The organism is Edaphobacillus lindanitolerans (assembly GCF_900156305.1).
Classification (GTDB): domain Bacteria; phylum Bacillota; class Bacilli; order Bacillales_A; family Planococcaceae; genus Bhargavaea; species Bhargavaea lindanitolerans.
In genome coordinates, this window is sequence record NZ_FTPL01000003.1 from 350,246 (window position 1) to 373,848 (window position 23,603).

General features: G+C 59.0%; 22 protein-coding genes. 13 read left to right on the forward strand and 9 right to left on the reverse strand.

Annotated features, from left to right (window positions below; all coding sequences use genetic code 11):
• Nucleotides 1-235 precede the first annotated feature (235 nt).
• Nucleotides 236-547 carry a hypothetical protein gene (locus tag B0B07_RS11245; RefSeq protein WP_076758999.1) on the reverse strand — a complete coding sequence of 104 codons (312 nt, stop codon included), beginning with the start codon at nucleotides 545-547 and terminating at the stop codon, nucleotides 236-238.
• Nucleotides 548-713: 166 nt separating this feature from the next.
• On the opposite strand from B0B07_RS11245, the gene B0B07_RS11250 reads away from it, so the two are divergent.
• From B0B07_RS11250 to B0B07_RS11260, 3 genes are all read left to right on the forward strand, one after another.
• Complete coding sequence (locus tag B0B07_RS11250) at nucleotides 714-2,291, forward strand: amidohydrolase (RefSeq protein ID WP_076759001.1); 1,578 nt, start codon at nucleotides 714-716, stop codon at nucleotides 2,289-2,291.
• A 20-nt stretch (nucleotides 2,292-2,311) separates the two neighbouring features.
• Nucleotides 2,312-3,559, forward strand: a complete 1,248-nt coding sequence (locus B0B07_RS11255; protein WP_076759002.1) for a phosphotransferase family protein — start codon at nucleotides 2,312-2,314, stop codon at nucleotides 3,557-3,559.
• A gap of 226 nt (nucleotides 3,560-3,785) precedes the next feature.
• On the forward strand, nucleotides 3,786-3,986 hold the full coding sequence (locus B0B07_RS11260) for a YwbE family protein (protein WP_076759291.1): 201 nt from the start codon (nucleotides 3,786-3,788) through the stop codon (nucleotides 3,984-3,986).
• Nucleotides 3,987-4,031: 45 nt separating this feature from the next.
• Here the strand turns inward: B0B07_RS11260 and B0B07_RS11265 are convergent, their stop codons facing one another.
• Both B0B07_RS11265 and B0B07_RS11270 read right to left on the reverse strand, forming a co-directional pair.
• A complete protein-coding gene (locus tag B0B07_RS11265) occupies nucleotides 4,032-4,676 on the reverse strand; it encodes an SDR family oxidoreductase (protein WP_076759004.1) in 645 nt (214 codons plus the stop codon).
• Nucleotides 4,677-4,728: 52 nt separating this feature from the next.
• Nucleotides 4,729-4,887 carry a YfhE family protein gene (locus tag B0B07_RS11270; protein ID WP_076759005.1) on the reverse strand — a complete coding sequence of 53 codons (159 nt, stop codon included), beginning with the start codon at nucleotides 4,885-4,887 and terminating at the stop codon, nucleotides 4,729-4,731.
• 176 nt (nucleotides 4,888-5,063) lie between these two features.
• Between B0B07_RS11270 and B0B07_RS11275 the strand changes: the two genes are divergently transcribed.
• The 3 genes from B0B07_RS11275 to B0B07_RS11285 all read left to right on the forward strand — a co-directional run bounded on the left by B0B07_RS11275 (nucleotide 5,064) and on the right by B0B07_RS11285 (nucleotide 8,826).
• Nucleotides 5,064-6,434: an alkaline phosphatase gene (locus tag B0B07_RS11275; protein WP_076759007.1), complete on the forward strand. Its 1,371-nt coding sequence runs from the start codon at nucleotides 5,064-5,066 to the stop codon at nucleotides 6,432-6,434.
• A gap of 151 nt (nucleotides 6,435-6,585) precedes the next feature.
• Nucleotides 6,586-7,722, forward strand: a complete 1,137-nt coding sequence (locus B0B07_RS11280) for a PstS family phosphate ABC transporter substrate-binding protein (RefSeq protein ID WP_234982385.1) — start codon at nucleotides 6,586-6,588, stop codon at nucleotides 7,720-7,722.
• 78 nt (nucleotides 7,723-7,800) lie between these two features.
• The gene (locus B0B07_RS11285; RefSeq protein WP_076759009.1) at nucleotides 7,801-8,826 is read left to right on the forward strand and encodes an NAD(P)H-dependent flavin oxidoreductase; all 1,026 of its coding nucleotides are present in this window, start codon (nucleotides 7,801-7,803) and stop codon (nucleotides 8,824-8,826) included.
• A gap of 206 nt (nucleotides 8,827-9,032) precedes the next feature.
• Here the strand turns inward: B0B07_RS11285 and B0B07_RS11290 are convergent, their stop codons facing one another.
• Nucleotides 9,033-9,350 carry a YbjQ family protein gene (locus B0B07_RS11290; protein WP_076759011.1) on the reverse strand — a complete coding sequence of 106 codons (318 nt, stop codon included), beginning with the start codon at nucleotides 9,348-9,350 and terminating at the stop codon, nucleotides 9,033-9,035.
• A gap of 408 nt (nucleotides 9,351-9,758) precedes the next feature.
• On the opposite strand from B0B07_RS11290, the gene B0B07_RS11295 reads away from it, so the two are divergent.
• The 3 genes from B0B07_RS11295 to B0B07_RS11305 all read left to right on the forward strand — a co-directional run bounded on the left by B0B07_RS11295 (nucleotide 9,759) and on the right by B0B07_RS11305 (nucleotide 11,929).
• Nucleotides 9,759-10,424, forward strand: a complete 666-nt coding sequence (locus tag B0B07_RS11295) for a hypothetical protein (RefSeq protein ID WP_076759012.1) — start codon at nucleotides 9,759-9,761, stop codon at nucleotides 10,422-10,424.
• Between the two features lie 78 nt (nucleotides 10,425-10,502).
• Nucleotides 10,503-11,018, forward strand: a complete 516-nt coding sequence (locus tag B0B07_RS11300) for a hypothetical protein (RefSeq protein ID WP_076759014.1) — start codon at nucleotides 10,503-10,505, stop codon at nucleotides 11,016-11,018.
• A 38-nt stretch (nucleotides 11,019-11,056) separates the two neighbouring features.
• Nucleotides 11,057-11,929: a D-alanyl-D-alanine carboxypeptidase family protein gene (locus B0B07_RS11305; protein ID WP_076759015.1), complete on the forward strand. Its 873-nt coding sequence runs from the start codon at nucleotides 11,057-11,059 to the stop codon at nucleotides 11,927-11,929.
• A 35-nt stretch (nucleotides 11,930-11,964) separates the two neighbouring features.
• Here B0B07_RS11305 and B0B07_RS11310 read toward each other — a convergent pair whose 3' ends face one another.
• The 3 genes from B0B07_RS11310 to B0B07_RS11320 form a co-directional block, all read right to left on the reverse strand.
• Nucleotides 11,965-12,765, reverse strand: a complete 801-nt coding sequence (locus tag B0B07_RS11310; RefSeq protein ID WP_076759016.1) for a DUF1835 domain-containing protein — start codon at nucleotides 12,763-12,765, stop codon at nucleotides 11,965-11,967.
• Nucleotides 12,766-12,782: 17 nt separating this feature from the next.
• Nucleotides 12,783-13,664, reverse strand: a complete 882-nt coding sequence (locus B0B07_RS11315; RefSeq protein ID WP_076759018.1) for a DMT family transporter — start codon at nucleotides 13,662-13,664, stop codon at nucleotides 12,783-12,785.
• Between the two features lie 372 nt (nucleotides 13,665-14,036).
• Entirely contained in the window at nucleotides 14,037-14,495 is a 459-nt protein-coding gene (locus B0B07_RS11320) for a cupin domain-containing protein (RefSeq protein ID WP_234982370.1), read from the reverse strand.
• A gap of 494 nt (nucleotides 14,496-14,989) precedes the next feature.
• Here B0B07_RS11320 and B0B07_RS11325 point away from each other — a divergent pair, with 494 nt between their 5' ends.
• Nucleotides 14,990-16,027 (forward strand): GGDEF domain-containing protein, encoded by a 1,038-nt coding sequence (locus B0B07_RS11325; RefSeq protein ID WP_076759020.1) that lies wholly within the window; start codon nucleotides 14,990-14,992, stop codon nucleotides 16,025-16,027.
• 99 nt (nucleotides 16,028-16,126) lie between these two features.
• Complete coding sequence (locus tag B0B07_RS11330) at nucleotides 16,127-16,813, forward strand: phosphoribosylaminoimidazolesuccinocarboxamide synthase (protein WP_076759021.1); 687 nt, start codon at nucleotides 16,127-16,129, stop codon at nucleotides 16,811-16,813.
• 120 nt (nucleotides 16,814-16,933) lie between these two features.
• Here B0B07_RS11330 and B0B07_RS11335 read toward each other — a convergent pair whose 3' ends face one another.
• Complete coding sequence (locus tag B0B07_RS11335; protein WP_076759023.1) at nucleotides 16,934-17,824, reverse strand: TetR/AcrR family transcriptional regulator; 891 nt, start codon at nucleotides 17,822-17,824, stop codon at nucleotides 16,934-16,936.
• Nucleotides 17,825-17,997: 173 nt separating this feature from the next.
• Between B0B07_RS11335 and B0B07_RS11340 the strand changes: the two genes are divergently transcribed.
• The gene (locus tag B0B07_RS11340; RefSeq protein WP_076759024.1) at nucleotides 17,998-21,285 is read left to right on the forward strand and encodes an efflux RND transporter permease subunit; all 3,288 of its coding nucleotides are present in this window, start codon (nucleotides 17,998-18,000) and stop codon (nucleotides 21,283-21,285) included.
• Between the two features lie 344 nt (nucleotides 21,286-21,629).
• The gene (locus tag B0B07_RS11345) at nucleotides 21,630-22,187 is read left to right on the forward strand and encodes a superoxide dismutase family protein (protein WP_076759025.1); all 558 of its coding nucleotides are present in this window, start codon (nucleotides 21,630-21,632) and stop codon (nucleotides 22,185-22,187) included.
• A 99-nt stretch (nucleotides 22,188-22,286) separates the two neighbouring features.
• Here the strand turns inward: B0B07_RS11345 and B0B07_RS11350 are convergent, their stop codons facing one another.
• The gene (locus B0B07_RS11350; protein ID WP_076759027.1) at nucleotides 22,287-23,429 is read right to left on the reverse strand and encodes a CAP domain-containing protein; all 1,143 of its coding nucleotides are present in this window, start codon (nucleotides 23,427-23,429) and stop codon (nucleotides 22,287-22,289) included.
• Nucleotides 23,430-23,603 lie beyond the last annotated feature (174 nt).

Consider the following 23,603-nt stretch of genomic DNA (forward strand, 5'->3'; position numbering starts at 1 on the left):
CCTTTATTATTGCGGCGACCCGTCCGGAAGGGGGGGCTGGGCCGAAGGAGTGCCGGACGTTTCCCTTCGCCGGGCCAGACCCTTGAATGAAAAGGCACAACAGAGACAGGCGAGTGTCTCCGCTGTGCTTTTATTTCATTGCCGATGATCTTGCCGGCGATGCGGTCGGTCTGGATCGGGCCAAAGTCCCGGCTGTCGTAATCCCGTCCCCAAGAATCGACGAGCAGGAATTGTGTCAAACCAATTTTCCGGATCTCTCTTTTGGCTTCATGCCGAATTTGGCAAACAAGTAGACGATCAGGCTGATTCCGCAGCCGACGAAGGTGGCTTCATGATGAGGGACTGAGCTGACTCCGAATGCCGGGAGGAGATTCAGCGCGTAGAACCCGATGAAGCCGATTCCGGATACCGACAAGAGCCGGTTTCTCTTCATGTCCGGACCGCCGTGCCCGTGAAACTGCAGGGTTTCCCGCACTTGCCCAACAATGCCGTAGACCAGCACCGCCATGATCCCGAGAGCGACAACTCCACCGACCCAATCATCCATTCCGACAACCTCCTTGTATTTCGATTTCATCCATTATACTCCATACCGCTCCAAGGAAGCTGCACGGATTGAACCTGAATCCCAAACCGTCTTAAAACCTTCACCTTTTCATCATTCTGAAAAGTGTTACACTAAAAGAAAAAACACGAAATGGGAGGAATGGGGCATGAAGACGCTCTGGCACGGGGGAACGTTCGTCACGATGAAGGCTAAAGGGGAAACGGCGGAAGCGGTGCTCGTTGAGGATGGTCGGATCGTCGCAACGGGTACATTTGAGGAACTGAAGGACCGGTCGGATGATCAGACAGACGTCGAGGGGGCATTCGTCTATCCGGGGTTCGTCGATACGCATATGCACATCATCGGGCACGGGCAGCAGCTGCTGAGCAACAACCTGTCGGCGGTCCGGTCGTCGGGTGAACTGCTCCGCATCATGAAGGAGGCGGCAGACCGGGTGCCGGACGGAGAGTGGGTGCTCGGCGAGGGCTGGGATGAGAACCTGTTTCCCGACAAGCATGTGCCGACACTGGCCGAACTCGATTCGGTGACGGACAAGCCGATGATGCTGAAGCGGACATGCCGGCATATGCTGCTCGCGAATTCGGCGGCCCTCCGGCTGGCCGGCGTCACGAACGATACGCCGGACCCGGACGGCGGGGTGATCGTGCGGGACAGGGAAGGAAATCCGACCGGCTTCCTGAAAGAGGATGCGCAGGATCTCGTGGAGGCGATCGTTCCCGCGCCGTCTGCCGAATCGGTGCAGAGGGCGCTCGAGACGGCAGTCGATGACCTGGCGTCGATGGGGCTCACAGGCTGCCACACGGACGACCTCGGCTATTTCGGCCGCTATCAGAATCCGCTCAAAGCTTTCCATGAAGTGCTCGGAGAAGGCAAGCGGAAGTTCCGGGCCCATCTGCTCCGCCGGTCGACCGTGTTCGAAGAGATGATCGCGGACGGAGCCGAGTACAACGAGCCGTGGGCCGAACCCGGCGCCATGAAGTTCTTCATCGACGGAGCGCTGGGGGGCAAGACCGCGGCGCTGTCCGGGGATTACTCGGATGATCCGGGCAACCGCGGCACGTTCGTCGTCACGCCTGACGAAGCGGAAGAGCTCGTGCTCCGGGCGCGCCGGCACGGGGAAGCGATCGCCGTCCATGTGATCGGCGATGCGGCAGCGGAGCTGGCGATCGATCTGATCGAAAAGCATCCGTGCCCGGCCGGCAAGCGCGACCGCCTCATCCACGTCTGCGTTCTCCGGGAAGACCTTGTGGAGCGGATGGAGAAGCTGCCGATCATCCTGGATCTCCAGCCGGTGTTCGTCGGCTCCGACTTCCCGTGGGCGGAAGACCGCCTCGGGCCAGACCGGCTCGACTGGGCATATGCGTGGAAAAAGCTCATGGACCGCGGGTTCATCTGCGGCGGCGGCTCCGACTCGCCGGTCGATTCGGCCGATCCGTTCCTCGGCATTTACACGGCGGTCGCCCGCAAAATGCCGGACGACCCGAAGGAAGGCGGCTACCTGCCGGAAGAGAAGCTGACGCGGTATGATGCCATCCGGCTTTACACGAGCGAGGCGGCACGGGTGCTCGGCCAGGAAGACCGCCGCGGCATGATCGCACCCGGCCACTTTGCCGACTTCACGATCATCGACCGGGATCTTGAGCGCGTTCCGGAGGCGGAGATCGTCGGGACGGACGTGCTGATGACTGTCGTGGATGGGGACGTTCAGTTCAAAAAGGGGTAATCGACTGAGGAGGGATGGCCATGGCTGCTGCCCGGCCGATCCGCAACCTTCTGCCGGGCCTGCTCGTGCTCGCCGGCGGAATCTATACGGTGTATTACTATTACATGTACTGGCTCCGGATTTACGGTGCTCTCTGCCTGCCCGGGCGGGGTGAACCGGTGCTCGTCGAGGTGACAAGGGGCATCTGGCTCCGCCTCGACTCGCTCCTGTTCCCGACGATTTTCGGCGTGTTCATGATCGGGCTCGGTATCATGCTCATCTGGAAAAGGAAATTCAGCGTCGCCGTGCTCACGCTCGTCCTTTCGGCGGCCGTCATCAACTGGCCCGGATTTTCCCTCATCATTGCAGGATCTGCACTCGGCCTCATTTTCTGGCGCAAGACGCTCATCCCGGCCATTGACCTCCCGGCCCGGACATTCGAATGGCTTGGCGGCAAAATCGGAGAAGCCGATAAGCGGTCATTCCGGGAGCTCCCGGCCGGCGGGGAAGGACATCGTCTGTATTCATTCAAAAACGATGCGGGCGATTCATTTGTCGTGAAGGCGTCCCTGTCGGAAGAGACGGCCGCCCGGGAAGCCGATGCGCTCAGGCTTGCTTCGGCACGAGGCCTTCCCGTTCCCGGGCTGCTCGCCGCGGACCGTGACAAAACCGAAACCGGGGCCGGCACGCTGCTCATGCAGCAGCTCCCGGGCGGGCCGTTTCTGCATCCGCTCGATTTCGATCTGTGGGCGGACGGACTGGCCGGCCTCATTGGCCGGGTCCATGCGGCGGATCCTTCGGGCTTCCCGCCGGCAAATGTCCAAATCGCCGAACCGGCTGTTCCCGGGTGGGCGGTCGACCGTGCCGTGTGGGAGCGGGCAGCACGACTGGCTGCCGTTCCTGCGGCCCCCGTCCCGCACTGCCTGATCCACGGTGACTTCGAACCGTCGAATGTCCTGTTCGAAGAAGGCCGGATGAGCGGTCTGGCCGACTGGGAACGGGCGGGCACCGGGCCGGCGCAGCTCGACATCGGGCGGATGCGCATCGCACTCGTGCTGATCCACGGCCGGAAAATCGCAGACCGTTTTCTGAAGACGTACCGTGACTCGGCCGGCGAAGGATTCGCATACGGACCGGAATGGGACATCCGTGCGATCAGCGGCTGGATCAGAGAGGCCGGTCCGTCAGGGATCAGCCGTCTCTGGAGCCCCTTCGGGGTGACGACGCTCACCGAGGAGGAAGTACAGCGCCGCCTGGAGCTGTTTGTGAAGGAATTAGGAGGAGAATAAATTTTCTGTTTATTTGTTGGTTAAAAGGGAACACTCTGAAACAAGTCGTTCTGCCGGTGCGGAGCGGCTTTGCTTTTTTGTCCGGACAGCCAGGGGAAATTGACGTGCGGATCACAATCGGCGACACTTGAAGGAACGGATCGGACGGGACCGGACAGGCTTCCGGCATCTGATGAGGCAACTGCCGTCACTCAACGATCTCAATTTTTTCAATGGAGGATTCGCTATGAAAAACGGAAAAAACCGCGCAGACGTGAAACCCGGCCAGCGTGTGAATATTGTACTGAAAAAAGACCAGCGCACCGGCGCACTCACCGAAGGAATCGTCAAGGACCTTCTGACCAATTCCCCGACGCACCCGCACGGCATCAAGGTGCGGCTTGAGGACGGCCAGGTCGGCCGTGTCCAGGAGATCATCGAAGACTGAAGCCCAAAAAGACGCCGCCGTCCTGATCCCGGACGGCGGCGTTTATTATAATTCGCACAATGCCTCTTCGATCGGTGTTTCGCCGGATACGAGGTCAAAGGAGCGATGGATCGTTCCTGCTTCATCCAGCGCGGCGACGATGGTACGGGCAACATCTTCCCGGGGGATTGTTCCGCGCTCCAGATTTTTGGCCGCTGACACGAGGCCGGTTCCGGGCTCGTTCAGCAGTCCGCCGGGCCGGATGATCGTGTAGTCGAGGCTGCTCGCCTCCAATGCCCGGTCCGCATAATGCTTCGCGACGTAATAAGGCCGGATGGCTTCATTCCAGTTCTCCCGGTGATGTGCCTGGAGCGCGCTGACGAGGACGAACCGCCGCACTCCGACTTCTTCGGCCGCCTCCATCGCCTTGACGGCTCCGTCCAGGTCGATGAGCAGCGTCTTGTCCGGACCGGTCTTCCCGCCGGATCCCGCCGTGAAGACCACCGCGTCGACCCCGACCATGGCGCGCGTGAGCTGCTCCACCGTTCCTTCCAGATCGGCGGTGATCGACTCTGCCCCTTCACTGCGGAACTGCTCCGCCTGCTCGTCGGTCCGGACCATCGCCCGGGGATGGTGTTCTCTGCTCTCTTTCAAAAGTCCGACCACCTGCCGGCCGATTTGTCCGTTGGCGCCGATGACCAATACGTTCATGGGATGCACCCTTTCTAAAAACCGCCCGACAGTCAGGCGGCGGTTAGTCTGATCACTGTCCGTCTTTTTCAGACTGCTTGTTTTCTTGGTCTTCTTTCCCGGTCGCTTTGTCCGCCCGGTTGAAATCATCCTGATACAGGACTTCCTGTGTATCGGTCAGACCGTTATCCTTCTCGGTCATACGCTCGTGAGGCGGTTTTTTCTCATTCATCTCCGTCACTCCTTTCGGCTCTTTATCCGTATCATTTCCTTTACGATCTGCCTTGAAACTCGGCAAACCCCGGCCGTATGTCCGGAGGAACTTTTACAAATCATAAAAGTTCCTTAATGCCCGCTTAACAACCGGCCGATAGGCTTGTAGTGAACGATCAGTTGGGAGGGGAGCAGATGAAAGGCGATGCGATGAAGAAGATTCTCCCGGTGGCCCTCGCGGCCGCGGTGATTGCGGGAGTAACGGGGGTCGCGGTCACATCCGGAAAATCAAAAGAAACCGGCCAGGAAGAAGTGAAAAATGTCATCTTCCTGATCGGGGACGGGATGGGAACATCCTATCTGTCCGCCTACCGGTCGATGAAAGATGATCCGAAGACCAAAAAGATGGAGCCGACTGAATTTGATCCATATCTGATCGGCCAGCAGATGACGTATCCGGATGACCCGAAAGAGAGCATCACGGATTCGGCAGCCGCGGCGACCGCCATGTCCAGCGGCGTGAAAACGTACAACAACGCCATCGCCGTGGACAACGACAAATCCGAGGTGAAGACAATCCTCGAAGCTGCAAAGGAAAAGGGCAAGTCGACGGGTTTGGTTGCCACGTCTGAAATCACACACGCCACGCCGGCATCGTTCGGCGCGCACGACCCCTCGAGAAAGAACATGGAGGCCATCGCGGATGATTATTATGATGAACTCATCGGCGGCGAGCACAAAGTGGATGTCCTCCTCGGAGGCGGCCTTGATCTGTTGAAGCGGGAAGACCGGGACCTGACGAAGGAGTTCGAGCAGGACGGTTACACATATGTGACGGACCGGAAAGGGATGCTGGACCACAAGAAAGGGAAGCTGCTCGGCTTGTTTGCGCCGGGGGGAATGCCGAAGATGATCGACCGGGAAGATTCAATCCCTTCCCTTGAGGAAATGACCCGGACTGCGATCAAGACACTCCAGAAGAACAAGGACGGATTTTTCCTGATGGTCGAGGGCAGCCAGATTGACTGGGCAGGCCATGACAACGACATCGTCGGGTCGATGAGTGAAATGGAAGATTTTGAGAAAGCATTCCGGGCAGCCGTTGAGTTCGCCGAACAGGATGGACAGACGCTCGTCATCGCGACTGCAGACCATTCCACGGGCGGCCTTTCAGTCGGTGCGAATGATGAATACCGCTGGTCCGGGGAACCATTGAAGGCGGCGAAGCGGACACCGGACTTCATGGCCGCCGAGATCGCGGGCGGTGCCGATGCAGCCAAAGTACTGAAGCAGTACGTCGACCTTCCGCTGACAAAAGACGAGGTCGGATCTGTCCGGCAGGCTGCCGCCGGCGGTGATGCGACGGCAATCGACGATGCGATCGAGCGCATCTTCGACGAGCGCTCCGGCACCGGCTGGACGACCGGCGGGCACACGGGCGAAGATGTCCCCGTCTATGCTTACGGGCCGCAGAGCAGCCGCTTTTCCGGACTGCTCGACAATACGGATCATGCCCGTATCCTTTTTGAACTGCTGAAGACAGATGTGACCATAAAAGATCGGTGAAATCCTCGGGGAGAAGCGCATGCGGGAATTGAGCATGCGCTTTTTGTGTTCCGAGATTTGCCCTGTAATTGGAAACCCGCCTCCACCTGGAATCGTCAATCCGATATAATGGAGGCAAATATAAGGGTGCCAAGGGGGGAGCTGTTTGAAGGTGGCCGGCAAGATTGCATCGCTGTTTTTGATCACGTTGTTTATCCTGATCTTTTCCATCATGCCGATGCTTTGGGTGGTGTTCGGTGGCCAGACCCACTGGACGCCTGCGTTTTTCGGTGTGCTCATCGGGTTCATTACGATCATCGGACTGGCGTTTTTCGGTGTCCGGAGCCGCAAAGTATTCTATGGGGTGCCGGCAGCGATCCTCCTCGCCGGTTTGGCCGCATCGGTCCCGGGGATCTATGTCCATTCAAAGCCGGTCGTCCCGGCGGGGGAGGTCGCCCTGTTTGATTACATGCCGTTCGACGGGCCGAAGACAGCGGCTCTGGACGGGCCGGCGTCATTTTCAATACGGGACAACATCCCTGTGGTCGACGGGGCGACTGCACTGTACCCGGTGTATGCCGCGTTCGCGCAGGCTGTCTATCCGGAGAAGGAGTACTTCCCGTATGAAGGGGAAGTGATGTCAAACCGAACGGGACAGGCATACGAAAGCCTGATCAATGGTGATGTTGATCTTATCTTCGCATTGGCTCCTTCAGAAGCGCAGAAGCAGCGGGCGGAGACAGCAGGAAAAGAACTCAGCCTCACCCCGATCGGCAAGGAAGCGTTCGTCTTCTTCGTCAACCGCGGCAACCCGGTCGACAATCTGAGCCAAGAGGAACTCCGCGGCATATATTCCGGAGAAACGACGGACTGGAGCGAAATCGGCGGCAAGCGGACGAAAATCCGGCCCTATCAGCGGCCGGCGGACAGCGGCAGCCAGACTGCGCTCGAAGGGTTCATGGGAGATGTGCCGATCATGGATGCCCCGACTGAGCGCACCGCCGACCTCATGAGCGGAATCATAGAAGATGTGTCCAACTACCGGAACTTCGGCGGCGCGATCGGGTTCACATTCCGCTGCTATTCTGAGGAGATGGTCGGCAACCACGACGTCAAACTCCTCGCCGTAGACGGCATCGAACCGACCCCGGACACAATCCGGTCCGGCGCCTATCCGCTCACCCGGGAGATCTACGCAATCACCGCCGGCACCGGCAACCCGAACGTCGGTCCGTTCATCGAGTGGATCCTTTCGGAGGAAGGCCAGTCGCTCGTGGAGAAGACGGGATACGTGGGGGTCGGAGAATAAAATGAAGCAGGGATTTGTGGATCTGCGCGTCCGGCCCATATGCTCACTGACGCGGTTCAAAATAAAGGAGGAATTCTGATGACGATATGGTGGAAACGATTCAACCTGAAATACCCGATGATCCAGGCGCCGATGGCCGGATCGACGCCGCCGGCTTTCGTCGCGGCATCCTGCGAGGCGGGCATTCTCGGATCGCTCGGCGCAGGCTACATGACGGCCGACAAGACACGGGCGGCCGTGCAGGAGATCAAGAAGCGGACGGACCGGCCGTTCAGCGTCAACCTGTTCGTCCCGGAAAATCCGGTCCGTGACGGGGCGGAAATCGGGGCCGCCCATGAGGCACTCGCGCCTTACCGGAGGGAACTCGGCTTAGCGGATGAGCTGCCTGCCTTATCCGCGAGCGAATTCGACGGGCAGGTCCGGGTGCTCATCGAGGAGAAGGTGCCGGTCGTGTCGTTCACGTTCGGTCTGCCCGGTGAAGGGACGGTCCAAGGGCTGAAGTCGGCCGGTGCGTTCCTCATCGGCACGGCGACCACGCCGGAGGAAGCGGACGCGGCGGCGCGGGCCGGCATGGACGCCGTCGTGCTTCAGGGGAAGGAAGCGGGCGGACACCGGGGCTCGTTCCTCGGCGAGGACCGGTTCATGAAGCTTGCCGACCTGCTGGCGGAAACCGGCGTCTCCATCCCTGTGATTGCCGCAGGCGGAATCCATGACGCGGAAACGGCGGGCGGTGCACTGGCCGCCGGCGCCTCCGCCGTCCAGGTCGGGACTGCATTGCTCGTCTCGGAAGAAAGCGGCGCCCACCCGCTGCACAAGCAGGCGATCCTTGATTCCGGCGAAGGGGACACCGTTCTGACAAGGGCGTTCAGCGGGAAGAATGCCCGCGGCGTGTCGAACCGGTTCATCCGGGAAATGGCCGTTGCGCCCATCGCTCCATACCCGGTCCAGAACGATCTGACGAAGCCGATCCGGGCAGAAGCCGGAAAGCGGGGGGACAGCGGCCTCCTGTCGCTCTGGGCCGGCGAAAACGGCTGGCGGAACGAAGGCGGGCCGCTCGCGGAAATCGTCAGACGGCTTGCGGCGGGGCTCGGATCGGGCGACTGAGCTGGCCCGGGATGAATACCCCGGATCCGCGAATGTTAAGCAAAGCGCGGCGAGTGTTAAGCAATCGGCTTTGAGTGTGAAGCAACAGGCCCCGAGTGTTAAGCAACGGCCTCCGAATGTTAAGCAATCCGATTCTATTGTTTTTCCGCGACGAAAAAACCTCCTCCGCAGTCCTTTCTGCGGAGGAGGTTTTATGATCCGGAGGGTCAGCCCCGTACGGTGACGGCCGTCCCGGTCGCGATGCACATGAGCATGCCTTCCCGGAGCGTTTCAAAGTCCAGGTCGACGCCGATGACCGCGTTCGCGCCGAGCCGCTTCGCCCGTTCCTCCATCTCTTCCAGTGCCACTTCACGTGCCTCGGCCAGCTTGTTTTCATAGGCCGAGCTGCGTCCGCCGATCACGTCGGTCACAGATGCAAAAATATCGCGCACGATGTTTGCCCCCATGATTGCCTCGCCGACCACGATGCCGTGGTACGTCTCGATCGTCTTGCCTTCCAAAGTGTTCGTCGTTGTTACGAGCATTGTGAATCCCTCCTCGTTTAGATAATCAACATACGCTTGTTCCGGGCGGAAAGTTTCATCCCTTCTTCATGAAATCTTCATTTTCCCATGAAGCAAAACTTCAGAATTGCCGAGTAAGATGGCATTAAGGGATCACACAGCGGACACGCGCCCAAGCCTGTCCGGCCCATGTCCTCTTTATCCGCCGGAGTAAACCATCCCATACATAGTCCGTTTCCCGCGCAGCCTTCGCCGAAACGTGACGGACTCATCCGGCACTCAAAAATTTTCCTTGGTGACGGGGCAATCGATGGAAACTTACGGCACTTGCCGGTCGTATATTAGTCAAACGGGTCCCGGACCGGCATCGGTCCCGGGACCGAGACGGATTCCCGCTCGGGGCCGTTTTGGAAAGGGGCGTTCCGGTTCATGATAGAAGCAAAGAACAATATCCCCATGTCCGGAGCGCCGGGCGGGGAGAACGGGGTGGGAACGGTGAAGGAAATCTATATCGTGCTGACGGACACCGGGACGGTGCTGTCAAAAATCATCCGGCGGTACACCGGCAGCCGACTGAACCATGTATCGATCGCATTTGACGAGCGGCTGCAGGAAATGTACAGCTTCGGCCGAGTGCAGCGGCACAACCCATTTTCCGGCGGGTTCGTCCGGGAACGGCCGGGGGAGGGGCTGCTGAAGGAAGCGGAGTGTGCCGTTTTCCGTTTCCGTGTGACGGAAGAGGAACTGCAGCGCATCCGGGCAAGGATCCGGGAGATTGAGCGGAACCGGGAACGCTATTCCTATAACTTCCTCGGCTTGATCGGCATCATCCTCAATCGGGAAATTTCCCGGAAGCGGGCTTATTTCTGTTCGCAGTTTGTCGTGATGACGCTGTCGACGGCAGACATCCGGATCACCGATACGCCGGCCTGGCGGGCGCAGGCAAGGGACTTTGCCGAATCCGAGCATCTCGAGCCCGTCTATGAAGGCCCGCTTGCCGGCTGGACCGCACCGAAACCGGTCCGGGTCATCGAACACCCGCGCTCCCTCCGCCGTCGGCTGCTGCGGATTCCGTTCCGGCGGGCCGCTTCCTGACGAAGTTCGGAAATCCCCTGTTTTTTCTTCAGTCAGCCAAGTATCATGGATGGAAACGTGTTGACGGGGGGAGCACCGATGCTGCTGATCAAAGGACTGCTGTTCTGCGCGGTGTTCATTGCCGCGCTGTTCATATTTAAGGGGAAACAACCCGTCGGACAGCTTCAGTGCTATATCGCATTCTGTCTGATTGTCTCTCTGGCCGCGATCATCCTCCTGGATATGGATCAGGCCGCGTGGATTGTGCTGGTCTGTGCCATCGCGCTGATTCTTGAAGGGGACACCCCGACTAAGAAGAAGGCGTCCTACACGGCTGTGGCAATTTTGGTTTTTGCCATGTACGGGGTGCCGACCAGCGAGCAGGAGTTTGAAGCGTATCTGGAAAAGGAGCACCGGCTATACTGCACAGGCGCAGAGTGCGTGAAAGTGGAAAAGGTCAGAGAGGGCGAAAAACTTCGGGTGGAAGCGGAGCGCAAAATAGTTTCTGATTTCGTTTTCCATTCGTATTTCATCTTCGCGGAAGGTGAAGTCCATCTGGACAAGCAGAAAATCCGGGCCGTGAACATTGCGGGCTTCTGGATCCCTTCCCGCTGACCTCCGAAATTCGCAGCCCATGGAAGAAGGTTGAAGACATGAAGAAAATCTTGCTGCTCGCAGCCATGGCGGCAGTGCTGGTGCTTGCCCTCATGAAGTTCGGAGTCATCCGGCCGGACCGGCTTGCCGGCGAGGATGCCTATACCAGCCCGTACATTTACGTGCTTGACAGGGAAACCGGAAAGCCGGTCTATGAAAAGAATGCCGATGCCAAAGCGTATCCGGCCTCTCTGACGAAGATGATGACGACGCTGGTCGCGCTTGAGCAGATCGGCGACCTGGCCGAACAGGCGCCGGTCGATTTGGATACATACCGTCAAATGGTCACGGCGAACGCATCTATGGCCGGATTCCACGGACGGGAACCGGTGACTTACCGGGATCTGCTGTACGGCACGATCCTCCCTTCCGGCGGGGAAGCGGCCAACTCGCTGGCGGTGAACACGGCGGGCAGTGTGGATGCGTTCGTCGGCCTGATGAACGAGAAAGCGGACGAGCTCGGCCTCGACGGGACCCGATTCACAAACCCGGAAGGCCTGCAGGACCGCGATCAGTATACGACCGCCGCCGACATGGCGAAGCTGCTGGACCGGGCGCTCGACAATGGCCATTTCCGCGCCCTCCTGACAAAGGAGTCGTTCCGGACCTCCGCAACACCGGACCATCCGGACGGCATCCTGCTGCAGTCGACGGTCCTCTCAAGGCTGAGCGGCGTGAATGAGGAAGGCTTCCGCATCCTCGGCGGGAAATCCGGCACGACGTATGAAGCCGGGGAGTGCTGGGCGACACTGGCCGAAAAGAACGGCAAAGAATACATCGCCGTCGTGATGGGCGCACCGCTCCGGGATATCCAACACCCGGACGGCGCCCAGATCAAAGATACATTGAAATTATACGAGGCAATCGATTAAGGCCGCCCGGAATCCCGGACGGCCTTTCCCCATGGTCATTTTGCACGGACTTCGTACATCCGCATCGAATGCAAATCGCCTCTGTATTCCAGCAGACCATCCTCGATGAGCGTGCGGATCCGGTACTCGATCCACAGATCAGGCATCGGGCGGTCGGCATGCCCGATCACTTCGCCGATCAGCCGGGCAGCAGGAAGGAATCCTCTCGGCCGGAGCTTCTTCGCATGCCCGAGGATGCGGCGGTCATCCCGCGATACCGGCTCGTCCGAAACGCGACCGTCCGTCCATGAGCGCACGAGGCTTTGATTGCGCAGAAGCTGTTCTCCTTCGCGCTGCCGCCGCGACGCCGTTTCGGCAGGCAAAGAAATGCGGTGCGTCCCGTAGAATTTGACGAGCTGTTCCGGACTGCATTCGCCGGAGTGGAGGATCTCAATCCGGTATTCCAGCCCTTCATTGAAGGCGTCCATCGCCTCGGCCGTATTCACCGTCCAGATCTGCAATTGCCGGTCTTTCAGCAACAGAAGGGCCAGCCGGAGCCCGAACTGCTCGGACGCATTGTTGCACGTCCAGATCGTGACCGGACTTCCGGACGGGATGTCCCTCAGTTGCCGGAGGGCTTCGCGGTAACGGGATTCGTCATCGACAGGTTCGCCGAACACGGAACGCAGCGTCTCCCGCTGCCACTGAAAGTGCCGGTGGATGCCAGGGTCTTGATCGATGTCCGCCACCGGGCCGATGGAGAAATCGACGGGAAACCCGATCACCCCGTCACCGCTTTTTCGGAAGGCATGCCTGAGGGCGCCTGTGACGGATGCGCCAAAACAGATATGGATCATTTACAAAACTCCTCCCTTCAATGTTCCGGCCGGATCTTCGGCCTGAACTTGAATGCGGGCTTCAGTTCGGCGATCAGGATGGCCGTCAGGATCAGGACGGCTCCGAGCACCATGCGGCCGGTGAGCACTTCGTGTAGGAAGAGGACCGACATCGCCGTGCCGAAGAACGACTCGAGCGACAGGATGACCGCAGCCTTTGTCGGCGTCGTGTAGCGGAAGGCGATGTTCTGGCATACATATGCGATCGTCGTCGAGAAGACGGCCAGGTAGACGACCGGCCAGATGGCGGCACCGTTCAGGCCCGCCGGCACTTCGCCGAGCACCAGGACGGCCCCCACACTCAGGATGGAGGCGGTCGCGAACTGGACGATTGTCAGTGACAGCGCGTCTTCTTTCTTGACGAACAAGTTCGTGTAGAAAATATCGAAAGCGAACCCGACCGCGCAGAGCAGCGTCAGGAAATCGCCGATGTTGATCGTCATGGAACCCTGGAGCGACATGAACCCGATCCCGGCAAGCGCCAGCACCGAGCCCAGCCCCTCATGCCGGTCGATCCGTCTCTTGAAGACGAGATACGCAATCACCGGCACGATCACGACATTCACCGCCGTGATGAAGGCATTCTTGGATGGCGTCGTATACTCCAGGCCGACCGTCTGAAGGGCGAACGCGACAAACAGGATCGTCCCGAGCACTGCGCCTTTCCAGAGAACGGACCGTGACAGCGTCCGGAGTTTCCGGTGGAACAGCACACACAGGATGAGCGTCGCCAGCACGAATCGCCCGGCCATCACCTGATAGGCCGTCAGATGTTCCAGCGCAATCGCCGTCACGACAAATCCGCTTCCCCAAACGACCGCCGTGATCAGCAGCAGTACATCTCCCAAGTATTGTTTCATCGCCATTCCCCTTCCAAAACTCATTCTTCTAATATATCACGCGGACAGGGGGAAAGAAGAGGAAATTTGGGAGGTGCCGGACATCAGCCGATTTCCCCGTTTGTGGATATCCGGCCCTTCCCCTTTAGGCAGTAACCCGCCGTATTCTGTGTTTTCCACATATTTCGCGCTGTTATCCTCCTGAATCCGGGGATAACCCGCTTATCCACAGCGTTGTTTCATCCCTTTAAAAAAGTTATGCACAAAAAAAGCGGAATCCCGTTCCGGGTTCCCGGCTTTTCTTTCTTGCAGCTGTCATGAAATGAGGACTCGGACGCTTGTCCATCCCCGCGAGTATAAAGCGGGCCCGATAGAACTCGGGCCCGCACAGATTCAATGTCCTTCCTCTTCCTCCGCTTCCGCCTTCGTCCGGTGCACAGTGCCGAACTTGTGGTTCGGCGGGGCGTAGATGGAATAAAGCTTGATCGGCGCGGAGCCGGTATTCGTCAGATTATGCCACGTGCCGGCCGGGACAAAGATCGCATCGTTGTCGGAGACCGGCATCCGGTAATCGAGCCGGTCCCTTGAAGGCCCCATCTGGACAAGCCCCTGCCCGTCTTCGATCCGGAGAAACTGGTCGGTGTGGGGGTGGACCTCCAGCCCGATGTCTCCTCCTGGCGGGATGCTCATGAGGGTGAGCTGCAGATGGTCGCCGGTCCATAGTGCGGTGCGGAACGTATCATTCTGCTTTGCAGCTTCCTCTATGTTGATTGTGAACGGACGGCCTCCATGGTCCGCCATATAAGGACGGACCGGTCGGCCGGTATGCATTTGGCCGTGATTCGACGGCATTCCGGCTTGACCGTCCCCTGCCGGATGCCATGGATACACACCACCGGGAAATCCGGGCCGTCCAGGGAATCCGGGCTGCACCGGCATCATGTGAGGCATAGACCCCTGCCATGGGGTTTCATTTGGCATCATGGGAGGCGGAGAACCTGGTCCGGCAGATTCGTTTGGCACCATGGGCTGAAACATACCCGGCCAGGCAGCTTCATTCGGCATCATGGGATATATTGCGCTTTGTTCAGCGAATTCCCCCGTCATCATCTGAGGCATAAATTCCGGCTGTACCGTGTATGGAACAGGCATACAGCACATGCAGGGCATCGGACAGGCATGATGGAACAATGATATGTTCGCCTCCTGATTCTTCGTGTCCCGGCTATCCTATGCAGCGGCCCGCCGGTCCGTACCCTCCGACCTTCAAACATTCAAGCGGGAATACGCGTTTTTTGGTCCGGGTTGGGGAATAGAACTTGTAAAAACCGGGAGGAGGGGAAGCGATGGAGCAGGAACGTCGTCGTTTTGATGAGATGAAAAGGCGGGTCTACCAGGTCGTGCTGCCGATTTTGGCGGTGGCGCTCGGCATGAACACGGTTCTGCAGGCCGGACAGGCATTCAGCCTGTATACGAACCTGGCGATCCTCGGCGGCGTGATCGTCTGCTGGTTCCTTCTCCTGACCAAGTTTCCGTTCGTCATCACCGAATGGACCATGCTGACGCTGGCGGGGCTGTACCTGCTTTCGATGCTGCTCCAGGCGCTTTACTTCGACATGCTCGGGGGAGGGGAGCCGAGCCTCGGCGACTTCATCATCTGGATGCCGCTCATCGTGATCGCGACATTCCTCGTGCTCGATAAAAGGCAGGCGGCCGTGGCGAACGGGGTCCTGCTGCTTCTTCTCATTGCTCCCGTCATCCCGGCCTGGGGACAGCTCGACTCCCGCCAGCTGGACTCGGTCCTGCTCATGTATATCGCGCTCGTGGTGTACACGTTCGTCTTTTATTTCCTGAATTCGCTTTATCTGAAGAGTGCCGAACAGCGGGTGCTCACGCGTTACGCCTATCTGGATGCACTCACCGGAATCGCCAACCGCCATCAGATAGACCTGTGGCTGACCGAGTACATTGCGGCGGGGGAGCGGGAGGGGACTCCGTTCTCCGTTCTTTTTTTCGACTTGGATCATTTCAAGTGCGTGAACGACGAGCATGGACACAGGACGGGTGACGACGTGCTGAAACAGCTGGCGGAAGTCGTGAAGAATGAGCTCGGCGAAAGGGATCTGTTCGGTCGCTGGGGCGGAGAGGAATTCATCGTCCTCACGTGTTCCGGGGAAAACGAGGCGGCTGCCCTTGCGGAGCGGCTCCGTGCGGCCATTGAAGCCCACCACTTCGGCAGTGCCGGCAGGCTGACCGCGAGTTTCGGGATTGCCGGCAACCGTCCGGATGATACGCCTGAATCGATCCAATCCCGGGCCGATGAACGGTTGTATCAATCCAAGGAAGACGGCCGAAATCGGATCACAGGGTGGATGGATAAATAAGATTTTGAGGAATAAATACGAAAAATACGTTGAATATATTTCGGAACGTTCGTCTTTCGGTTATAATTATGGAGAAATCAGCCGAAAGAGGTGGAGAGCTTGGAGCTTTTGTATAAAGGGAAGACGAAGGATGTCTATCAGTTGGAAGATGGGAACCTGCAGCTGAAGTTCAAGGACGACGTGACAGGCGAAGACGGCGTGTTCGACCCGGGTGCCAATACCGTCGGCCTGACCATCGAGGGGGCCGGCAAGGCAGGGCTCCGCATGACCGAGCACTTTTTCGGAAAGCTTGCAGATGCCGGCGTTCCGACCCATTTCGTGGAGGCGGATGTTGATGGCGCCACAATGACTGTCCGCAAAGCCGAAGTATTCGGCAAGGGACTGGAAGTGATCTGCCGTTTCCGTGCGGTCGGCAGCTTCCTTCGCCGTTACGGAGCATACGCAGCGGATGGCCAGCCGCTTGATGCGTTCGTCGAAGTGACGATCAAGGACGACGGCCGCAACGATCCGCCGATCAGCAAAGACGCCCTCGTCCAGCTCGGCATCCTCGAGGCCGGCGAATACGATACACTCGAACAGCTCACGAAGGAAATTGCTTCAATCGTCAAAGATGACCTCGACCGCCGCGGCCTTGCCCTGTATGACATCAAGCTCGAATTCGGCCGTGACAGCCGCACCGGCGAGATCCTCCTCATCGATGAAATCTCCGGCGGCAACATGCGTGTGTACAAAGACGGCGAATACATTGCCCCTCTGGACCTCGAACAGTTGCTGTTTGCGGAATAAATGAATGGAAAGAGCCCGGCCGGGATTATCCGGCCGGGCTCTTTTTAAGTCTGATGTCGCGTCCATATGTGCCTCGGCAGGGACCAATCGCGTCTGCGATGCACGCTCCCGAGTGGATCATTAAAGGAGCGGGATGCCGAGAAGTTCTGAAAGCCGGTGGCAGGCGGCGGAGAATTCGGGATACGGTTTGAACGCGGCGAGGGCACCCTGTATGGCCTGCGGGTCGGCATCCGTTCCGCAGGCGGCCTGATTCTCGAGAAAGTCTGCCGTCGAGGAGAGGAAACCGGAAGTCGAAGCGGGAAGGGACAGGGAACCGATCAGTGAGCGTATCACCGACATTTCTTCCGTGATGCCGGCTTCCCTGTCTTTTTCTTCCGGCAGCAGTCCGGTGAAGATCCCTTCGATCATCCCGGCATCGAGGAGCGCCTCCTGTTCGCCGGCAAGGAAGCCCCGGGTTGCCTGTTCGGTCAGCCAGATGAGCAGATCGGTCAGGCGGCGGGGGTCGAGTTTTTCGGGATTGGCGATGAACAGCTGCATGTATGAATTTTTTACGCCCTCGACCAAGGTCGCGATGTCCGGGACGAACGGACGGACCGGTTCTCCGTAAATCCGGGTGAGGTGGGCCGTGTACCAATGGGCCATATCCGTATGCATGAGACGGATGAAAGACAGCAGCTGCTCATTGATGCTGAAGGCCTGCTCCCGGATATACATTGTGATCAGGCTGGTATTGTTCATAAACTGCCTGATCTGGATCTCCAGCTGGTTCCGGTAGTTTTCGGAAGGGGCGAGGGCGGGATCCTCGGCCTGCTCCACTTCCTTCTTCAGTTCAGTGTAATAGTAATGGAAGATTTCGATGTACAGGGCTTCCTTTGATTTGAAATGGAGATAGAAGGCGCCCTTCGAGATGCCCGCGCGCGCGGTGATGTCCTGGACTGCCGTGCCGTGAAAGCCGTGTTCGGTCAGCAGGGCTGCGGCGGCTTCGATGATTTTTTTCTTGATTTCATTCATATCCGGAAGGTCCTCCTTCATACGGTTGACCCGTGGGTCAGTGCGTTCATTATAGCAGACATGCTAGTTTTTGTCCCATAACGTCCAGGCTTTTGATTGCGATGGAGACCGTTTTGTTTTATCCTTGTCTAGTGTAACTGACCAGTCAGTCATAGAGAACGGAGGAGCCATTCTTGAGGAAGATCATCAATTTTTCGATTCAGAATAAGTTTGCCATCTGGCTGCTGACCATCATGGCGATCGCCGCAGGTGTAGTTTCCGCGGTAAGCATGAAGCAGGAATCGATGCCGGACATCACGGTGCCGATCGTATCGGTCACAACCGTCTATCCGGGTGCGGCACCGAACGAAGTCGCCGATTCGGTGACGGAACCGGTCGAGCAGAGGCTGAAAAATGTCGAAGGCGTGAAGACAGTGATGTCCTCCTCGATGGAGAACGTATCTTCGATCCAGCTGGAATTCGGCTTCGACAAGGACATGGACCGTGCCACACTGGAAGTGGACAGTGCGCTTGAAGGGCTGACATTGCCTGAAAATGTGCAAAAACCGTCTGTTTCCCGCATCAGCCTGAATGCCTTCCCGGTCATTGCGCTCAGCGTGACCGACGATTCACGGGACCTTGACCAGCTCACGGAGGTCGTCGAGAAAGACCTCACCCCGGCGCTTGAGAAAGTCGGCGGCGTCGCGGATGTGCAGGTGAGCGGACAGAAGTCCAAGGAAATTGAAATCTCATTCGACGACAAAAAGCTTGCAGCAGCCGGCCTGGACCGTGAAACGGTCACCGGTATTATCCAGGGATCGAACCTGGCGTACCCGCTCGGGCTGAATCAGCTCGACGGCTCGATGAAAAACATTGTGATCGACGGCTCGATCGCCTCGCTGGATGCCCTGGAAAATCTGGAGCTTCCGGCCGTGCCGGCGGGCGCCGGCCAGGGCGCTGACCAGGGTGCCGGCGGAATGCCGGGTACAGATGCAGCGGGCGGCCAGGATGGAATGGCCCAGGGAGAACAGGGCGGAGTGGCCGGCGGCATGGATGCCGCCCAAGGGGCAGCCGGCCAGACGCCGGGCAACCAGGGGCAGGCCGCTGCGGGTCAGGATCAGGCAGCGGCCAACCAAGACCAGGCAGCCGCCATGCAGGCGGCCGGCCTGCCGACGGTCACCCTGTCTGATGTGGCCAAGATCGACGTCGTCAATGAATCAAAGTCGATCTCCCGCACGAACGGCAAGGACTCGATCGGCCTCCAGATCGTCAAGGGGCCGGATGATAACACCGTCGACGTCGTCAACGGCGTCAAGGACGAAATCAAGAAGCTGGAGAAAGACTACGGCGTCGACATCGAGTCGACGTTCGACCAGGGCCAGCCGATAGAAGAAGCGGTTTCAACGATGCTCGGCAAGGCACTGTACGGTGCGCTGTTCGCCGTCATCATCATCCTGCTGTTCCTGAGAAGCTTTAAGACAACGGTCATCTCCGTCATCTCGATCCCGCTGTCGCTTCTCATGGCGCTGCTCGTCCTCCATTCGATGGACATCACGCTCAACATCATGACGCTCGGTGCGCTGACGGTCGCGATCGGACGGGTCATCGATGACTCGATTGTCGTCGTGGAGAACATCTACAGGCGGATGCACCTGCCGGACGAACCGCTCCGGGGCAAGAAACTCATCCTTGAAGCGACGCGCGAGATGTTCATCCCGATCAGTTCATCCACGATCGTCACGATAGCGGTGTTCCTGCCGCTCGCCCTCGTGACCGGACAGGTCGGCGAATTGTTCGTGCCGTTTGCGCTCTCAGTCGTCTTCGCGCTGCTCGCGTCGCTGCTCGTCGCGGTCACCGTCGTGCCGATGCTCGCGCACACGATGTTCCGCAAGAACCTGTACGGCGCGGACGGCCGTGCGAAGGCAGCCACGAAGACGGAACGGCCGAACCGGCTCGCAAACTGGTACCAGGGCGTCCTCAACTGGGCGCTCAACCATAAATGGATCACGGTCGGAGCGTCCGTTGTCCTGCTTGTCGCCAGCTTCTTCCTCGTGCCGCTCATCGGCGTGACCTTCCTTCCGGAGGAAGAGCAGAAAGTCGTCATGGCGACCTACAAGCCGGATCCGGGCCAGCCGAAAGAGGAAGTGCTCGAAGTTGTCGGCGACGCCGAGAAGTTCCTCGAGGACCGGAAAGGCGTCACGTCTTACCAGTACTCGATCGAGGAAGCCGGCGGCGGCATGGGCATGATGATGGGCGGCGGGGCGAACTCCGCACTGTTCTTCATCGAATACGACTCCGACTTTGAGAACTTCTCCGAAGAGCCGCAGAAGCTCGTCGATAAGCTGAACGGCGAATCCGACAAAGGCGAATGGGGCACTGTCGACTTCGCCAACATGAGCGGCGGCTTTGAACTGTACGTGTACGCGGACAACGGGGAAGACCTGAAGAAGGCCTCCGACGATGTCACCGGTGCATTGAAGAAGCAGGACGGACTCGAGAATGTCGAGACGGACCTGGCGGAAGCATATGACCAGTACACATTTGTCGCAGACCAGAAGAAACTTGCCTCACTCGGCCTGACGACCGCGCAGATCGGCATGGCGCTCTCCGACAGCGGCAAAGGCGCCGCGGTCACGACCGTCAAGGAAGACGGCGATACGCTCGACGTCTTCATCGCAACCGAGTCGAAGGAGTTCGGCACGTTCGACGATCTAAAGAAAACCGAAATCCCGACCGCTCTCGGCACGTCCGTTCCGCTCGGGGAACTGACGTCCGTGGAAGAAGGGGAAGCACCGACGACCGTGACGCGCCGGAACGGCAAGCTGTATACAGCGATCACGGCTGATATTACGGCGAAGGATACGAACAAGGTCTCGGCGGATGCCAAAGCCGCGATCGATAAGCTGGACCTCCCGTCCGGCTCCACCGTCGAGTTCGGCGGCATCACCGAACAGATCAATGAATCGTTCACGCAGCTCGGCCTCGCCATGGCGGCTGCCGTCGCGATCGTCTACTTTGTCCTCGTCGTGACGTTCGGCGGCGCGCTTGCTCCGTTTGCGATCCTGTTCTCGCTGCCATTCGCAATCATCGGCAGCCTTGTCGCACTCTGGATCGCCCGCGAGCCGATCAGTGTCTCCGCGCTGATCGGGGCGCTCATGCTGATCGGGATCGTCGTCACGAACGCGATCGTGCTCATCGACCGGGTCATCCACAAAGAGAAGGAAGGCGAATCGACGCGCCAGGCCCTGCTTGAAGCCGGCGCCACCCGTCTCCGCCCGATCCTGATGACCGCGCTCGCCACGATCTTCGCCCTCGTGCCGCTTGCAATCGGCGCGGAAGGCGGCGGCCTGATTTCCAAAGGCCTCGGCATCACCGTCATCGGCGGCCTCGTCAGCTCCACTCTGCTGACCCTGCTCATCGTGCCGATTGTCTACGAAATCCTCGCCAAGTTCCGCCGCAAGCCATTGGTGGAAGAGGAATAATCGATGATTGAAAGCACCCGCTCCGGCGGGTGCTTTTTTTGTTGCCAGATGTCCATAGGACTTATTTTGAAGCAGGGAGGTTTTCTTCACCTACAGAGGATTTTTCTTAACGTACAGCGAGGCTTTCTTAACATACAGAGTGCGTTTCTTAACATACAGACGGTCTTTCTTAACATACAAGGCGCATTCCCGGAATCCGGCCGATTTGCCCCACACCCGCCCGCAAACGGAAGCCGTTGCCGGTCATCTTGCGGCCGCTTCCCGGGCGTCAGGCTTTGCCCGGACATTTCCCTGAATAGATCGTGCGCATTTTCCCCATCCTTCACGGGAAGGAGGATGGATAAATGAAGAAGATCTTATTGGCCGCAGCCGCTGTCTTGCTGCTTGCGGGCTGCGGGATGAAGGCTGGGAAGGAAGCGCAGGTGCCGGTCATGACGGAAGGTGCACAGGTCGCGATGGAGTCGGACCTGATCAATGCCAAAGGGGAGGCGATCGGAACGGTGCTGCTGACCGGTGACGACAAGGGGACAGGCATCCGGATCACCGCAGAGGGGCTCGAGCCCGGCGTGAAGGCGATCCATGTCCATGAAACCGGCATGTGCGAGCCGCCGGACTTTGAATCGACCGGGAGCCATTTCAACCCTCACTCGAAAGAGCACGGGTTCGAGAACCCGAACGGATTCCATGCCGGCGATCTTCCGAACATCGAAGTCGACAAAGAAGGCAAAGTTGATCTCGAGACGATGTCCGAACACTTTTCGCTCAAGGAAGGCAAGCCGGGTTATCTGCTCGATGAGGACGGCAGTGCGATCGTCATCCACGAAGGTCCCGACGACTACAAGACAGATCCTGCCGGGAACTCCGGCAAGCGCATCGCCTGTGCGGCCTTCAATAAGAAATAAAGGAACGGCACACGCTGGATTACCGGCGGGTGCCGTTTTTTCACGTCAGATTTGAAAAAACGCAGCCGGTTTTTATCCGGCTGCGGAGGAGCGTTCTGCTTATCGGTAAAGGAAGTTCTCCGTGTAGTACGGCTGATCTTCGTCGTTGAACGCGACTCCGACGCCGAGAAGGCGGTAGTCCTCGTTCAGGATGTTTTTGCGGTGGCCGAGTGAATTCATGAGCCCTTCATGGGCAAAGACGGCGCTTGGCTGTCCGTAGGCAAGGTTTTCCCCGGCACCGCGGAACTGGATGCCGTCTTCGGCCATCCGGTCGAACGGGGACTGGCCCTTCAGGTTCTCGTGTGCGAAGTAATCATTCTGGGCCATGTCCTCGCTGTGCTTCACGGCGGTCCCCGCGGTTCGGCCGTCCCAGTCAAGGACGCCTTCGCCATGCACGACCCGGGCGGCGTTCGTCAGGTCAAACAGCTGTCGTTCGAATCCTTCCTTCAGTGCAGGGTCAGCCTCGGCGTACAGGGCGTTGTGGTTCAGCTCGAGCTTCTTGTCGATCAGCTGGACGGCGGTGACGGCGTCGTTTTGGTGCACGTCATAAAAGAAGGTCACGTAGCTGCCGCCGAGCTCATATACGTCATATTCGCCGTTGTCCTGCATGAGGAACGCATTCCGTCCCTTGATGATCCGGTCAAGGGGCCTGCCGTAGGCCGCCCGGACTTCAGCCTTCCGGGCACCGTACTGGATGCCGGCTTTCGAGGCGATCATATCCTGGTTTGTGTATAGCGCATTCACACGGCCCTTGGTGTCGACGGATACCATGACGAAATTGTGGTAGGCGTCATGGTAGGTGTCCCAGTCGGTGCCATATTCGTTCATGGTCGAGCGTACCGGTTCTCCAAGTTCGTCCCGGACCCGGTCCTGCGAATCCCCGATGGCGAGGTTGTGCACGGTGACGGGGGCATTGTCCGGCGTCCGGAGATCCGGTTTGTCCACTGTCTCCGTGTCCGTCTCCCGCTTGCGGGCGCGGTCGTCCTTCACGCTCTGCTCGAGCTTCGCATAAAGAGACTCCGCCCCGTCCCCGATTTTGCCGATTGCCTCGTTCACCGCCGGCTTGTCTCGAAAATCGGATATCGCCGTGTCGATCCGGTCCAGGAATGTCAGGTCAACATGCCGGGAAACCGGGCCTTCCCAGAGCGGCCGGGCCAGGAAGATCAGGACAACCAGCAGTATGAGTGACAATAACCGTCTCACGTGCACACCTCCCCTCGTCCCACCATTTTACCACGCAGCGGGGCGTTTCATGCATTGCGATGGCTGGGGGAGGTGTGAATTTCTGGGATTACCGGGCGGCATTGAGTGGCGAGTGAGAGGGGAACATGTCGGGGGACTTACAGAAGCGTGCGGTCCGGCCAGGTAGGCACCGGT

Bases quoted from the DNA above. Each gene is read 5' to 3' on its own strand.
- B0B07_RS11345 (WP_076759025.1), top strand. From the start codon at position 21,630: ATGAAGAAGATCTTATTGGCCGCAGCCGCTGTCTTGCTGCTTGCGGGC.
- B0B07_RS11260 (WP_076759291.1), top strand. From the start codon at position 3,786: ATGAAAAACGGAAAAAACCGCGCAGACGTGAAACCCGGCCAGCGTGTG.
- B0B07_RS11335 (WP_076759023.1), bottom strand. From the start codon at position 17,824: ATGAATGAAATCAAGAAAAAAATCATCGAAGCCGCCGCAGCCCTGCTG.
- B0B07_RS11255 (WP_076759002.1), top strand. From the start codon at position 2,312: ATGGCTGCTGCCCGGCCGATCCGCAACCTTCTGCCGGGCCTGCTCGTG.
- B0B07_RS11315 (WP_076759018.1), bottom strand. From the start codon at position 13,664: ATGAAACAATACTTGGGAGATGTACTGCTGCTGATCACGGCGGTCGTT.
- B0B07_RS11285 (WP_076759009.1), top strand. From the start codon at position 7,801: ATGACGATATGGTGGAAACGATTCAACCTGAAATACCCGATGATCCAG.
- B0B07_RS11305 (WP_076759015.1), top strand. From the start codon at position 11,057: ATGAAGAAAATCTTGCTGCTCGCAGCCATGGCGGCAGTGCTGGTGCTT.
- B0B07_RS11290 (WP_076759011.1), bottom strand. From the start codon at position 9,350: ATGCTCGTAACAACGACGAACACTTTGGAAGGCAAGACGATCGAGACG.
- B0B07_RS11310 (WP_076759016.1), bottom strand. From the start codon at position 12,765: ATGATCCATATCTGTTTTGGCGCATCCGTCACAGGCGCCCTCAGGCAT.
- B0B07_RS11325 (WP_076759020.1), top strand. From the start codon at position 14,990: ATGGAGCAGGAACGTCGTCGTTTTGATGAGATGAAAAGGCGGGTCTAC.
- B0B07_RS11300 (WP_076759014.1), top strand. From the start codon at position 10,503: ATGCTGCTGATCAAAGGACTGCTGTTCTGCGCGGTGTTCATTGCCGCG.
- B0B07_RS11265 (WP_076759004.1), bottom strand. From the start codon at position 4,676: ATGAACGTATTGGTCATCGGCGCCAACGGACAAATCGGCCGGCAGGTG.
- B0B07_RS11270 (WP_076759005.1), bottom strand. From the start codon at position 4,887: ATGAATGAGAAAAAACCGCCTCACGAGCGTATGACCGAGAAGGATAAC.
- B0B07_RS11320 (WP_234982370.1), bottom strand. From the start codon at position 14,495: ATGCCGTCGAATCACGGCCAAATGCATACCGGCCGACCGGTCCGTCCT.
- B0B07_RS11250 (WP_076759001.1), top strand. From the start codon at position 714: ATGAAGACGCTCTGGCACGGGGGAACGTTCGTCACGATGAAGGCTAAA.
- B0B07_RS11275 (WP_076759007.1), top strand. From the start codon at position 5,064: ATGAAAGGCGATGCGATGAAGAAGATTCTCCCGGTGGCCCTCGCGGCC.
- B0B07_RS11295 (WP_076759012.1), top strand. From the start codon at position 9,759: ATGATAGAAGCAAAGAACAATATCCCCATGTCCGGAGCGCCGGGCGGG.
- B0B07_RS11245 (WP_076758999.1), bottom strand. From the start codon at position 547: ATGGATGATTGGGTCGGTGGAGTTGTCGCTCTCGGGATCATGGCGGTG.